This is a genomic window from Frankia sp. CcI49, from assembly GCF_001983215.1.
Taxonomy (GTDB): Bacteria; Actinomycetota; Actinomycetes; order Frankiales; family Frankiaceae; genus Parafrankia; species Parafrankia irregularis.
This window is the reverse complement of sequence record NZ_MOWP01000032.1, coordinates 209,957-223,538: the sequence shown is the minus strand read 5'-3', so window position 1 is coordinate 223,538 and position 13,582 is coordinate 209,957. Positions and strand designations below refer to the sequence as shown.

9 protein-coding genes are annotated in these 13,582 nt (G+C 66.6%); 3 read left to right on the top strand and 6 right to left on the bottom strand.

What is annotated here, in order from left to right; translation table 11 throughout:
- Positions 1-6: 6 nt before the first annotated feature.
- The 3 genes from CcI49_RS29400 to CcI49_RS29390 all read right to left on the bottom strand — a co-directional run bounded on the left by CcI49_RS29400 (position 7) and on the right by CcI49_RS29390 (position 4,929).
- The gene (locus CcI49_RS29400; protein ID WP_083749796.1) at positions 7-1,791 is read right to left on the bottom strand and encodes an NAD(P)/FAD-dependent oxidoreductase; all 1,785 of its coding nucleotides are present in this window, start codon (positions 1,789-1,791) and stop codon (positions 7-9) included.
- 211 nt (positions 1,792-2,002) lie between these two features.
- Complete coding sequence (locus CcI49_RS29395; protein ID WP_198955663.1) at positions 2,003-3,529, bottom strand: NAD(P)/FAD-dependent oxidoreductase; 1,527 nt, start codon at positions 3,527-3,529, stop codon at positions 2,003-2,005.
- A 440-nt stretch (positions 3,530-3,969) separates the two neighbouring features.
- Entirely contained in the window at positions 3,970-4,929 is a 960-nt protein-coding gene (locus tag CcI49_RS29390; protein WP_076831690.1) for a GDSL-type esterase/lipase family protein, read from the bottom strand.
- 297 nt (positions 4,930-5,226) lie between these two features.
- On the opposite strand from CcI49_RS29390, the gene CcI49_RS29385 reads away from it, so the two are divergent.
- Both CcI49_RS29385 and CcI49_RS29380 read left to right on the top strand, forming a co-directional pair.
- Entirely contained in the window at positions 5,227-6,189 is a 963-nt protein-coding gene (locus tag CcI49_RS29385; RefSeq protein WP_076831687.1) for a helix-turn-helix domain-containing protein, read from the top strand.
- 153 nt (positions 6,190-6,342) lie between these two features.
- Positions 6,343-7,095: an SDR family NAD(P)-dependent oxidoreductase gene (locus tag CcI49_RS29380; RefSeq protein ID WP_076831909.1), complete on the top strand. Its 753-nt coding sequence runs from the start codon at positions 6,343-6,345 to the stop codon at positions 7,093-7,095.
- A 141-nt stretch (positions 7,096-7,236) separates the two neighbouring features.
- Here the strand turns inward: CcI49_RS29380 and CcI49_RS29375 are convergent, their stop codons facing one another.
- Together CcI49_RS29375 and CcI49_RS29370 are read right to left on the bottom strand one after the other, a co-directional pair.
- Complete coding sequence (locus tag CcI49_RS29375; RefSeq protein ID WP_076831684.1) at positions 7,237-9,057, bottom strand: TetR/AcrR family transcriptional regulator; 1,821 nt, start codon at positions 9,055-9,057, stop codon at positions 7,237-7,239.
- A gap of 396 nt (positions 9,058-9,453) precedes the next feature.
- A complete protein-coding gene (locus CcI49_RS29370; RefSeq protein WP_198955662.1) occupies positions 9,454-9,978 on the bottom strand; it encodes a TetR family transcriptional regulator in 525 nt (174 codons plus the stop codon).
- A gap of 329 nt (positions 9,979-10,307) precedes the next feature.
- Here CcI49_RS29370 and CcI49_RS29365 point away from each other — a divergent pair, with 329 nt between their 5' ends.
- Complete coding sequence (locus CcI49_RS29365; RefSeq protein ID WP_347280147.1) at positions 10,308-11,693, top strand: alpha/beta hydrolase domain-containing protein; 1,386 nt, start codon at positions 10,308-10,310, stop codon at positions 11,691-11,693.
- A gap of 4 nt (positions 11,694-11,697) precedes the next feature.
- Here CcI49_RS29365 and CcI49_RS29360 read toward each other — a convergent pair whose 3' ends face one another.
- Entirely contained in the window at positions 11,698-13,410 is a 1,713-nt protein-coding gene (locus CcI49_RS29360; RefSeq protein WP_241840298.1) for a sensor domain-containing diguanylate cyclase, read from the bottom strand.
- Between the last annotated feature and the right edge of the window lie 172 nt (positions 13,411-13,582).

Below are 13,582 nucleotides of genomic sequence, written 5' to 3'. Positions count from 1 at the left end.
TCCCCGTCACCCACTCAGGCCATCGAGCTGGGCGGCGATCTGCAGTGCGAGAGTCGTGCCATATCGACGAACCTCGATGATGCCTCCGCCCGCGTACCACAGGTGCGGGTACCCCGACGGCTGGTGGATGAGGCCCCTCTCGTTGAACTCGGTAATGCCGTAGAACGTCTCGGTCTGATCGACGACCTTGTCGCCCAGGTACTTGCGTGACGTATCGCGCATGGAGCGGTAACCCGTGGCCAGGATCACTCGATCCGCCTGAAGCTCGGTGCCGTCCGTGAGGACGACGCCCTCCTCGGTGAAGTGATCCAGGCCAACGCCGGCGTGGATCGCGATCTTACCTTCGATGATGAGATCGGATGCGCCCTGGTTGATGTAGTAGCCACCGGGCCCGCCCGGCCTGGCCCCGCAGGCCATCAGTCCCGACCTGTCGCCGATCTCGGGGTCACCCATGATGACCTTGAAATTGGCCCTCTCGAGTCCGTCCAGCATCGCTCGATCGACGGCGGCGATGGCCTCGGTTTGGCCGATGGCCAGCTCCAGCAGCAGCGGCCACGGGATCGAGTCGGCCCGCAGGTCGGAATACTCCAGCGGCGGAGCATCCTCACTGTAGGCGGACTCGAAGAGAATCTTGTTGCCGTTGTCGCGGCTGCACACATATGTCGGGGACCGCTGCACCATCGCGACATCCGCTCCGCCATGGTAGAAGTCCTCTGCCACGTCGTGGGCGCTCGTGCCCGCACCGATCACAACGACCTTGCGACCGTCCCACCCCTGACCCGTCTGGTGTTCATTGGAGTGGATCACGCTGCCCTTGAAGGTGTTCTGTCCCGGGAACGTCGGCATCAGAGGCTCGGACGAAGACCCTGTCGCCACGACGAGGTGGCCGGGGTGGAGCGTGCGCTCACCCTCGGGCGTGTGAACTGCGATCGTCCACTTGCCGGACGTCTCGTCGTAGGCGGCCGAAAGCACTTCGCAGCTGTTCCAGACGTTTATCTCCATCGCCTTGGAGTAGCTCTCGAGCCAGTCGGCATACTTACGTGCCGGCGAGTAGACGGGCCAGTTCTCCGGAAACGGGAAGTGCGGGAGGTGGTCGCTGTAGACGGGCGCGTGGAGGACGAGGGATTCGTACCGGTTGCGCCACACGTCGCCGACTCGGACGCTCTTGTCGATCACAAGCGCGTCCACCCCCATGAGGCCGAGTGTCGCCGCGAGGCCCAAACCGTTCTGGGCCCCACCGACAATGACGACTTGCGGGTCCGGCCGGTCGTAGGACAGCAGCCGGGCCCGCTCGATATGCCACGGGATCTCAGTTGCCCGGCCGCTCGGCGAGGGGCGGCGATGCCTGACCGCGAGCGGCCGGCCCTTGAGCTCGCGTCCCTCGGTCAGGACGGTCCACGCCCGCCAGCCCCCGTCGGTGCCCTGCATGAGCCGAACGTGGCCGCGGCCGTTGAGATCCTCGGTCTCGAATCGGTAGAAGCCCTCGACGAGAGAAGCCCCGGACTCGGCTGGCGTGAGCAGTGGGCCGAAACCATAGTCGATCTCCAGGTCGATGACCGAGACGGGCGCGTTACAAATGAACTCGGCGATCGTGTCCGGGGTGTTGTGGCTCGACATTCTCCAGTCGAGGGCGACCATGTCGCGCCACCAGGCGCCAGGAAGGAGTAATTCCTTCAGCGATGCGGCTTTACGTGCCGTTAACGCTGCCCTGAATTCGGTGAACCATCGCTCGAACACCGCGGCCGCGTCAACCGGTCCGGCGCCGGCCACCTCATCCTCCACGACAGACATTCGCACCTCTCAGTTGTTTGTTGCTTCGTTCGGCCTGAAGCCGGGACTCGGCTCGAGCGACAGCGTCAGCGCGTGAGGCCGGACGTCGGGTTCGCGCGGAGATCCATCTTGTTCAGCGTCGACGTCGCCCGACACGCGCGGACAATAGCACCGCTTCGCGAGACCAGCCAGGGCAGTGCAGTCAGCGCACCCGCCACGAGCACCCGTTTTTTCATCGCACGGTCCCCACTTCGACTTCGAAAGGATATCGCCGGAACGGTTCCGGGTGGACCTGCGGAGGAAGGCCGCCGCGCGTCTCGCCTACCCGGTAGCTGAACTTCCACAGCGGCAATCTGAGAATCTTGGTGAGGACGCCGTAGAGAATCACGCCTTCCGGCCATTGCGTGGCAATTCGCTCCGAGCCGCTGCGGTAGTAGTTGTTCTCGTAATGGAAGGTGGTCCCTTCCAGCCGGCCGAGAACCCAGCGGTCGTAGAGATCCAGGGCCCACGGTTGGATCTCGACCGCCGAGGCACCGCGCTTCCGGGCCGCCTTGATGGCGCGCACGACGTACTGGATCTGCAACTCGATGTTGGTGACGATCGTGCCGCCGTTGGTATTGGGGCCGTAGAGCATGAAGAAGTTGGGGACGCCCTCGGCCATGATCCCGAGGAAAGCGGTCTCGTCCCCGCTCCAGATGTCCTTCAAGGAGCGACCGTTTCGAGAGATCACGTCATAGGTCGTGATGAAGTTCGCCTTGAACCCGGTGGACAGGACGATCGCGTCGACCTCGTGCTCGTCGCCGTCGGCGTCGATCAGACCCTTGTTGGTAACTCCTTTGACGGCTCGCGGAACCAGAGTGACGTTGGGCTTGAGCAGTGCGGGGTACAAGTCGTCGGAGATGATCGGCCGCTTACTGGCGAAGGCGTGCTTCGGTGTGACGGCTTCGATCAGATCCGGCCGCCCTTCGAGGGCTCGGTGGATGTAAGCCAGAGCGCCGGCCTTGGCCGCGTCGTTGATGGGCGTGCCCTCGCGCCACAGGGCACCGCCGATCTGATCACGTTCGCGCAGGATGATGAACTTGGTGCGCAGGAACCTCTGTGCGACGCGGTTGTCCAGGGCTTCTCGCTCATACGGGTGATAGTCGCGGGAGTTCTTCGGCACGACCCAGCCCGGCTCGCGCTGGAACATCACGACCTCTGAAGCGATCTCTGACAGGGCCGGCACTACCTGAGCGGCCGTGGAGCCGGAGCCGACCACAGCGACCCGGCGATTTCTCAGGTCCACCGAGTGATCCCACTGAGCGGTGTGGAAGATGGGTCCTGAGAAATCATCCATGCCTGCCCAGGAGGGGATGGATGGGTCGCTCAGCAGGCCAACGGAACTGATCACGTAGTTGGCCCGGAGTACCTCCTCGCCACCCGACCAGATGGCCCACTCCTGGCGCGCGTCGTCCCAGATGACGCGTTCGATAGAGGCTCCGAAGCGTAGGTGTGGGCCGAGGTCGTAACGCCGGATGACCGCGTCGATGTACTCCTGCAGCTCGGCCTGGCGAACGTGGGTGCGGGTCCACTTCCAGGGCATCCATGAATAGGAATAGAGGACTGATGGCGTATCGACCTCGGCACCTGGGTACGAGTTATGCCACCAGGTGCCGCCGGGTCCGTCTGCTCGTTCCAGGAGCGTGAACCTGTCGAAGCCGGCCTCTTTGAGCTTGACCGCCGCCCCAACGCCTCCAAAACCGCATCCGATGATGGCCACGGACGGGTGCGGACTGCGAGTGCTACCGGCCTTCCGCATGGGCTTTGTCCATTCTTGAACGGGCGAGCGACCACATCGAGCCTGGGACTCGCATGTTCGAATATTCGAACGACCTAACCGTATATTCGGACGATAAGTAGTGATGTGCGTCATGTCAAGGCGGCTACGCAGTTGTCTGACGGCCTGGTCGATGGGCCGGAGCCGAGGCGGACATGATCGTGAAATGTCAGTTCCGGAGGCTTCGGCTGAGACGCCACTTGAGGGTGCTCGCCGGGTGGCCGAGTTGGCCGCCGCGATCGCGGGTGATGGCAGCTGCTTCGATCGTCGGCGTCGCCCAGGTCCCCGGGCTATCGGGTTCGCGGGTTCGCGGGCCAGGTGGCGAGCGGCGCGATCTGGTTCCAGGCGCGGGCGGATGCGCCGGTGGCGCGACGGCCAGCGGTTCAGCCCGACGCCGCTGCGAGCAAGCCGGCCAGCGCGGGCCCGACGGACTCGGCCATCGCACGATGGCCCTCGTCGTCGGGGTGGATTCCGTCCGTGAGTTGTGCGGGCGTCACCATCCGGCCGCCGTCGACGAACGCGAGCGCGGGGTCCGCCGACGCCAGGCGGTTGGCCTCGGCCGAGAGCGCCGCGCGCAGCGTGGCCAGCGTCGCGCCGATCGGGTTCGGGGTCTGCTCGGCCTCCGGTCGCACGATCGGGCCGACGACGAGGATCGGCGTCCGAGGCTGTCCCGACCGTACGACCGCGACGAAATCCGCCAGGATCCCGGCGAGATGTGCCGGACCGGTCGGGATGGTGGTCCAGTTGTTGGTGCCGAACGCGAGGGAGATGATGTCGGCCTCGAGCATCGCGATCTGCTGGGCCACCGCAATCTCACCCCTGGCGGCACCCGCGAATCCGAGGTTCCACACGTCGAGCGCGAGGCCGCGCGCCACGACCGCCGGGTAGGTGAGTCCTGGGTCGCTGGCCGACCAGCCCTGGGTGATCGAGTCACCGTAGGCCAGCCAGCGCGGCCCCTGCGCGGCCGGCGTGATCCCACCGCCGAGGGGTACCAGGGCCGTGGGTCGCGCACCCAGCGCCTCGGGCAGGTGCACGATGTAGGTCTTGCCGTCGGGTCGCAGCGGAACCGTCACCGCTCCGCCTGATTCGGAGACGGGGAGCAGCGCGACCCGCTCGTCCTCGCACCACACGGAGACGGAGTCCGGCATGGTCGGGGCGGCCAGCGGGTTGCGGGTAGCCGTCTCGATAACGAGCACCACAGCCTCCGCGCGCGAAGCGAGTTCGAGGCGCATACCGGCCGGAATCGCCGCGGTGTGCCAGGTGTCGTGAGGAAGCTTGGCGCGGAACTCTTCGGCGATCCGGCCGCCGGCCAGCCCGCCGCGAAGGAAGGGTGCGGGATCCATGGCCGCACAGGGTGCGACGAGCGATGCGAGACGGCCCGTCGAAGTGGACTCCGATGTCACCCCTAGCCAACCTGTCTGTTCGTATAATCGAACGATATGTTCGGATAGGGGGATGATAGGAACCGGGATCGAATCTCGTCAACGACTACTTGCTCGCGCCGTTGCGGGCAACATCGGCTGGCACCGGAGCGGCCACCAGACCGGAGCGGCTGGCCCGCGGGTGATGCGACACTGAACCCGGCGACCTTCCCGCCGATCGGGTCGGCCGCGGGAAGCCCAGCGACCGAGGAGCATGATGTGGCAGGCGCATCGTCGAACCCGACACGGCGAGTCGTCGCGCTGCTCAACTTCCTGGCGCGGCGCCCCGGCCGGATGTTCTCGCTGTCGGAGCTTTCGCGAGAGCTGGAGATCAGCAAGTCGACGCTCCACCCGCTGGTGGAGACGCTCGTCGACGCGGGCTACCTGATGCGCGACGATGCGACCAAGGTGATCCGGCTCGGTCCGGTACTGACCGGGATCGGGTCCGCCGCGCTCGGGCACCGGGGCCACCTGGTCAACTCGCTGGGCTCGGCCATGGAGAACATCGCGCACGGCCTCGACGCTCACTGCGTCATCAGCGCCATGTTCGGGGACTGGATCGTGCCGCTGGCCGCCGCGGGGGAGCCGTCACGGGTGACCACCCTGTTCCGCGTCGGTGCGCGTGCCAACCCGTTCAGCCCGCCGATGGGCGTACTGTTCCTGCCTGGTCAGCCGATGGGCGAGGTACAGGAATGGCTGGACAAGGCGCAGCCCACGATGGATCCCGCCGAGGTCGACCTGACCCTTCGCGCCCTCGATCTGTTGCGCCGGGAAGGCTTCGCGGCCGCCACCCGGCTCGATGTGAAGGCGCGCATCGAGCAGGTGCTCGATGGGGTCGTCTACGCCGCGCCCGAGAGGTCCCCGCAGTTCCAGGAGATGCTGCGGGAACTGCGCCGTGGCCAGTACCTGGTCACGGACTTCACCTTCGAAGAGCGCCGCGAGATCGACTGGCTGGGCATCCCGCTGTGCGACGCGCGGGGCCGGGTGGACGCGGCATTCGTGGTGCTCAACCTTCCCCGGCCGCTGTCCGGGCCGGAGATCGTGGAGGTCGCTGAGCGGATGAAGGCCGCCGTGCGGGAGACTCCCGGAACCCGGTTGCTCGACTCGGAAGAGGACGCGGGCACCGCCGGTCGCGGTGGTTCCCGAGGTCGTGACGGCGTCAGGCGGGCTCAGCCCGCCTGACGTTTCGCCTGGCGATCCTGTAGCCGCCACTGCCGGCGGGCCCCAATTCCCGCTTCGGGGCGGGGCGACCACCCTTGACATGGTGTGCCAGTCATCACATCCTCGTTCAATAAATGGGACATCTTGTTCGACTATTCGAACGAAGGGGGTGTCATGGCCGAAGAGCTGGGCGCGCGACGTACGGCGGTGGTGGTCGGCACGGGTCCGGACATCGGCCGGGCCTGCGCCGTGGCGATGGCCGCCGATGGTGCGCACGTCGTCTGCTTCGATCATGACGAGTCGGCGGCGGTGGCCTCCGCTCAGGCGGTGACGGCGGCGGGAGGGACAGCCATCAGTGTCGTCGTCGATGTAACGGACCGCGCTTCGGTCCAGGACGCGTTCGCCGAGGTCGCGGCGGAGCGTGGGCATGTTGACGTGCTCGTCAATGTCGTGGGCGGCTCGGCCTGGTCGCTCTCGGCCGAGACCTCGGACGAAGAGTGGGACCGCGTCTTCGCGCTGAATCTGCGCCAGCAGTGGATCGTCGCTCAGGAATGCCTGCGGGTCATGACGGCTGGCAGGGGCGCGATCGTCGCGATCGCTTCCGTCAGCGGGCTGGCGGCGTCAACGCGGCATGGTGCGTACGGGGCTGCGAAGGCGGGTCTGATCAGTCTCGTGCGGACGCTGGCCATCGAGAACGCCGATCGGGGCATTCGGGTTAACGCGGTCGCTCCGGGGGCCACCGCGACCGTGGCCCGCGCGGGTGACGACCATCTGACGGCCAGGATCCCGCTCGGCCGCCGTGGCCGACCCGCGGATATCGGGGCGGCGGTGGCATTCCTGGCCTCGTCCGCAGCCGACTACATTACGGGCCAGGTGCTCGTCGTCGACGGTGGCGTCGGCATTAGGCACGCACTGATCGATCTGTGACGGGACGCGCGGACAGCGGATCCACGGAAATCACTCGGGGCACCGGTGTGGCGTCGATGCTGACCGGGGCGGAACCACGTGCCGGCGCCGCGTCGGCGGCCGGTCCGGCGCCCCGGGCCGCCGACACGGGTCAGTGTCCGGTCAGGGGTTGTCGTAGCGTGGTCCGGTGCTCGTCTCGTTGGCGTTGAGGACCGTGCGGCAGAAGGAGTTCACCGTCAGGTGCTGGTCGAGGGTGATCGTCCGGCCGTCCGGCAACGCGACGGTACCGGACATCGTCGACAGCAGGTAGCAGTACATGCGCACCCCGTTGGAGGTGGGCCAGAAGCTGTAGGCGCGGCCGTGCGCGGCGATGTCGACGTCGACGGCGGTCTCGCCGCCGGCCATCGACAGGTGCCACTTCACCGGCAGGTTGATGGCGGTCCGTGGGTCCTCCCACTTCTCGGTGACCCGGAATTCCAGCTCGCCGTTGCCGGTGGCGAGATTCACCTGCTCGTCGCCGTACTTGACGAAGCCGAGGAGCATGCCGTCCGTCGGCTGAAAGAAGTTGATTTTCACGTCTCCGGCGATGGTGTAGAGCCACCACATCCAGTTCGGCGCGGGCAGGTTCTTCACCGGGTCATTGGACTGGCCGGTGATGATGTGCTCGCGGACGCCGTAGCCGTTGGTGAGGCGCAAGTCGTGCTTGGAGGTGCGAATCGTACCGTGGACGTCGACGAACACGTCGTAGCCGGCGCGGTCGGCCTGGCGCGCTCCGGCGAAGGGTCCCCAGTTCCACAGGGGTGTTCCCTTCTGATCGTAGCGCAGGTCGAGCTGGGCGTCGCCGGCCTTGCCCTCCAGGTGCCAGGTCGGTGGCTGCGAGATGAACCGCAGTCCGTCGAAGTCCCAGGTGACGGAGTCGTCGGCGGTCGTGACGGTGAACTGGTCGCCGCGCAGCCGCTCGGTGGGCGTCCAACCGACGCGGACGAAGTCGTTGTCGCTCATGGTGCCCCGCTGTGACTTCGGCACGACGATGAGCTGGATCTCCCGCTCGGCCGAGGCACCCGGGCCCCACAGGCCCTTGCCGTTGCCGAACAGCGCGTAGCCGGCCGCCCACAACAGGACGTCGTAGTCGCCGGACTCAGCGACGGCGCCGAGTGCGGTCTCCTCCCACAGGTCCGTCTGGCTAGACGGCACCGGTAGCGACTCGAAGTGGGTGCCTTCATCCTCCAGAGTGATCGGCGCGACGGAGTGCTTGATCGCCGAGTACTTCGCGGTGTAGTCGTCCGTCATGGCTTTCCTTTCCGGGCCCGATCGGGCCTTGGGCGGGATCGGTTGCCCCGGGCCTGGTGCTGGCCGGGGAGGATCGGTGGGTGGTCCGCCGGGCGCGCCGGAACAGACCGGCAGCAGGACCCGGTCGACGAAGTCGGTGATCCGGGCGTGGTCCGGCCGAACTCCGCGGACCAGGACCTCGTGCAGGAAGAAGGATCGGGCGAGGTCGGCGACGAATTCGGCGTCGGCGTCGGCCCGGATCTCGCCGCGCCTGACGGCGGCCCGCAGCACTTCGGTGCTGTAAGCGGTCTCGTGGCGGCGGATGAGCTCGCGGGCGAGAATCCCGAGGTCGCCGGAGACCCGCGTGGCCATCACGAGACCGACTACCAGGTTGGGCGATGCGCGGTAGGAGCTGGCCTGGAGATCGAGGCTGGCGATCAGATCCCCGCGCAGCGATCCGGTGTCGGCCAGCGGTCGGGGGGTTTCGATCTCACGCTGAACCGCGCGTTCCAGGGCGGCGGCCATGAGCTCGTCCTTGTTCGCCCAGCGGCGGTAGGCCGTCTTGGTGCTGGCGCCGGCCGCGAGGCAGACCGCGCCGACGGTGAGCTTGTCGTAGCCGACCTGCCCCAACACGTCGAGGGCCGCATCGAGCAGCGCCTCCTCCCGCTGGCGGCTCAGTGGGCGGCCAGCGGGGGTGGAACCCGAGTCGGGCACGCGAGACCCCCTTGCGACGCAGTGATTGCGACGGAGCGATAGGGAAAGGAAATAGTTTCCTTTCTTAGGGTACCACGGTCCCGTGACAGCCGCACGCGGCGGACAGGCACGACTTCGCCGGCTCGCCGGGCGTCGGCCAGCGGATCTTCGAGCGGGCGGCGGTCGGACTCCGCGAGCTGTGCCTGGAGTTCGGCGGCAAGTCGGCCGGATGTCGATCTGGGCGACGCCGACCTGGCGGCTGCGCGTGGCGAGTCGCCGATCAGTGAGCGGGACTCAGGACCCGGAGCGGGTCTGGCGGCTCGAAGCCCCGGGTCCGCGGTACCCGACCCTCACCCGACCGCCGCGACCAAGTCTGTCCAGGTCACTGCGGGTTTCCCCTGAAATGGCGTTCGTCGCCTATCTCGTCGCGGCGGCGCGTACCCGTTCGATGGAACGGAGCGTGAGGGCGGGGAGGTGCTGCCGCAGGTCCTCATCCAGCCACTCGCTCAAGGCGACGACCAGAACGCCGTTGGCAACCCAGGTGAGGACCAGCCGGTCGCTCTCGTCGGTGGCGGCGGGGTGGTGACGGGCGAGTTCGCCGGCTATGACGGCGCGATGGGTCTGCAGTGCCTCAAGCGTGTAAGTGGCTAGCTCTGCGCTCGACCCCATGATCGCCATTCTGAGGGCGACCTTCTCGCGGTCCTCCTGCAAAATCTCGGCGAAGGCGATGAGCGTGGGTTCCAGCGCGCGAAGGGTGAGTTCGCGAGGAGGTCGACCCCGGAGCAGGGCGCGGAGCTTCTCGCTCAGAGTCCGGTCGTATTCGAGCAGGATGGATCGCTTCGTGGGGAAGTAGCGGAAGACGGTTCGCTGTGAGACACCCGCCGCCTCGGCGATCTCGTCCACCGTTGTGGCGTCGAATCCCCGGCTGGTGAACAGTTCCATGGCGGCGCTCTCGATGGCCTTCCGCGTGTCCAGAAGTTGGCGCTCCCGGAGCCGGCCGGGTGGGGAAGGCGGGCCCGCGACGACACCTGCGTGGCCTGGCTCCATGCGTCCACGGTAGYCGAGCCGCGATCGCTCATCCTCGGGACGTCGAAGGGTGCTTCCCGAACCCCGCGCATCGGTCGGACCCCCTGGAACCGGACTGATACTTCGCGTGGCGGTGCCGGGCTGCTGTCGCAGGCGCTTCCCGGACGGTTGACACGCTCCCGCGCTGCCGTGATGCTGGTCACTGCCATGGTGACAGTTCTGACATCTAGGAGAGGGTGCCCTCGATGGCTGGGAGCGCACGTCTGATCGGGCCTGTTCACGAGGGTGCCCACGGCTGGCCCCTGGGTACCACGTTGGTGGATGTGAGCACCTACGGGTACGTGGAGGAGGAGTACTTCTTCGAAGGTGACGCGACCACCTATCGCCTCACCGATGGCGAGTTACGCGCCGATGGCCGCTGGGTGGCGGCACCCAGCGGAAGCCTCCCGTTCAGGACGCGGATGGTCGTGCGGCGCCCGGTCGACCCGGCGGCGTTCAACGGCACTGTCATCGTCGCGTGGAATAACGTCTCCGCGGGCACCGACGGATTTGCGCTCGACACGCCGGAGATTTTCGAGGGTGGCTTCGCGGTGGCCGCGGTCTCCGTCCAGGTGGTCAGCGTGCACGGTTTCGACACAGCCACTTCCCAGGGTCTGGTGAGCTGGGACCCCGAACGTTACGGCTCCCTGTCGATTCCCTCCGACGATGCCTCCTACAGCATCTTCACCGCGGCGGCGCAGCTCGTGGGGCCCGGCCGTGACCTCGCGGCGAACGACCCGATGGGCGGGCTGGACGTCAAGCGACTGATCGCGCACGGGGCGTCCCAGTCGGCGGCCCGGCTGCACACCTACTACAACGCGGTCCAACCGCTCACGAAACGCTTTGACGGATTCTTGCTCGACATCCATTTCGGCTGGAGCACACCCCTCGCGGCCGAGAAGGAGGCACGGGAGAGGGAGACCAATCTCGTGGAGGTAGTGGACCGCTTCCAGCCGGTCACGAGGCTACGGGACGACCTGGGCGCCCCGGTGCTCGTGCTCAACTCCGAAACCGAAGCGTCCACCTTCGCCTGGGCCGGCCAGCCGGATACCGACACTTTCCGCCTGTGGGAGGCGGCTGGTACCTCGCACGCGTCCATCCACACCATTCGGGAAGTCGCTGGTAAGTTCCGGCGGGACTGGGGTGTGGACCTTGCCGCGGTGCCAGACCTGAACGGACCATCGCCTAACACGGTGGACCTTCGCCCACTGCGCGACGCGTCTCTCTTCCACATGCAGCGTTGGCTTACCGAGAGCATCCCGCCTTCCGCGCAGCCCCGCATCGAGATCACCGGCGAGCCCCCCACGATCGTTCGTGATGCTCACGGCATCGCCCGCGGCGGCATCCGTCTGCCCGCGGTCGCGGTACCGACCGCACGGCTGACGGGAACCATTGGCTCGGCCACCTTGCTCGAGAACCTGGGCGGTTCCTCCGAACCGTTCTCCGTAGACACCCTGAAAACGCTATACCCCACCCGCGAGCTGTATCTGGAGAAGGTGGAAAAGGCCGTCTCCGCGGGTGTGGCCGCAGGTTTCATACTCCCCCGCGATGCGACAGCGATGCTCCTTGAAGCTGCGTCCACCGCGCCATAGCCAGTTAGTTTGAGTCGAACGTATGCTGTAGTCCGTCCACGTAGGTGATCTGCTCGTGCAAGCGAGCGCGCATGGAGGTGTCGTAGACGAGGTACCGGCCGGGGCCGGCCCGTTTCGCGTTGTACATGGCGATATCGGCAGCGTTGAGCAGTGCCTCGCCGTCTCGCAGGTCCTGGCTGGATAGGGCAAGACCGGCACTACCGGTGAGGACGACCAGATGGTCGAGAAGCTGGTTGGGTGCGGCCAGGGAGGCCAGGATCCTGTTCGCGACTCTTTCGAGATCCGCGGTGCCGCGGACATTCTCAAACAGCACCGCGAACTCGTCACCAGCGAGCCGTCCGACGATATCGCCGGGCCGTACTGCGCGGGACAGCCGGGTAGCGGTGGTCCGTAACAAGTCGTCGCCGGCCTGGTGACCCAAGGTATCGTTGACTGCCTTGAAGCCGTCGAGGTCGATGAATAGCACCCCGACCTGTCCGTCGTCACGGCCAGCCCGCTGCAGAGCTTGGGAGAGGGCCTCGAGCAGTGCGACACGGTTGGGTAGGCCGGTGAGACTGTCGTGCAGGGACCGGTGGCGAATTTCGTTTTCCATCTGGAACCGCAGGGCCGCGGAACCGAGGAGCGCGGCGATCGAATCGATGAACTGCCGCTTCTGTTGGGTAAGAGGAACGGTATCCGACCATCGGTAGATCTCGATCGCCGCCAGCGGCTGATCCGGATGGCCGATCGGAACGGCCAGAGGAACGACTGGGCGATTTGGCTCCATCCTGTCTTGGTCGGAGCCTGGCTCGTCCGACCCGTTCAGGCCCCCTCTACTCTCATCTCCGCGACGTCTGCGGGCGAGCCGCCGAATCCTGTCTCCCGCGCCGCCCAGTTCGTGAATCTCAACAAGATCAACTGGCAGATGGTCGACCAGAATCGTTGCCGCCTGCGCCCACAACGGTCCCGGGTCCCGCGCCTCGAGTGCTCGCTGGCCAAGATCGGCCACGGCCGCTTGTTCCGAAGACCGGGACCGGAGGTCGGCCAGCGCGCATTGCAGGTCCGTGACGTCGGCTGCCACCGCCGCCACCTGGCCGTTGGCCCCCGGCGCCGGCACCAGATGCACGTCCAGGCTATGGCCAAACATATCGATATCTTCATGGACTGATTCGCCTGTCAGTGCTCGTCGCAGAGCCGAGGTGAACCTGGGTAGGTCGGAAAAAGTGGAGAGCGCCGATGACTGTCTCGCTTCCCGCAGGCGTACCGCAGCCTCTGGGCTGGCATTTCCCTCGCTCACCAGGACGCGCCCGTCCCGATCCAGTAGGAACATCGACACCGGCGTGTTCTCAATCACTAGCCGCAGTCGATCCCTTGCTGCAATTTCCTCTGACACGTCCTGGATATGGGTGAGGAGATAGGGATCCCCCTCAGAGTCGGTGAGAAGGACGACAGTGGCAAGAACGTGCACGACCGTGCTGTCCGGCCTCAGTAGACGTACCATCATGCGTTTGCGGGGCTGGCCGATTTCGGGGCGGCGCCGTGCCTCTATCCTCCACCACTCGAGATCCTCCTGAACAGCCAAGTCATCCCAGGGGAGACCGACGACGTCCCGCTCCGGGCGCCCGAGGATCGCGCAGGCCGCGGCGTTGGCCCGGCGGATGCGCGGGTCCCGTAGACCAGTCTCGATGACTGCGATGTCGAGGATCTCGAAAAGATCAGGCAGCTCCCTCGCATTCAAGATCAATCACCTACCAGGCTGGTATCCGCCTCCGTCTGCCTCCGGAGTCGGTCCTACCCGGCAACAAAAACCGCAATCAGAGTGGACCGGGTGGATATGTACGCCTTGCGTGTCACCGCGTGTCACCCGGGCACGAACCTCATTCTGACCCATACCCAGAACGCCCGTTTCG

Bases quoted from the DNA above. Each gene is read 5' to 3' on its own strand.
- CcI49_RS29400 (WP_083749796.1), bottom strand. From the start codon at position 1,791: ATGTCTGTCGTGGAGGATGAGGTGGCCGGCGCCGGACCGGTTGACGCG.
- CcI49_RS29390 (WP_076831690.1), bottom strand. From the start codon at position 4,929: ATGGATCCCGCACCCTTCCTTCGCGGCGGGCTGGCCGGCGGCCGGATC.
- CcI49_RS29380 (WP_076831909.1), top strand. From the start codon at position 6,343: ATGGCCGAAGAGCTGGGCGCGCGACGTACGGCGGTGGTGGTCGGCACG.
- CcI49_RS29370 (WP_198955662.1), bottom strand. From the start codon at position 9,978: ATGGAACTGTTCACCAGCCGGGGATTCGACGCCACAACGGTGGACGAG.
- CcI49_RS29365 (WP_347280147.1), top strand. From the start codon at position 10,308: ATGGCTGGGAGCGCACGTCTGATCGGGCCTGTTCACGAGGGTGCCCAC.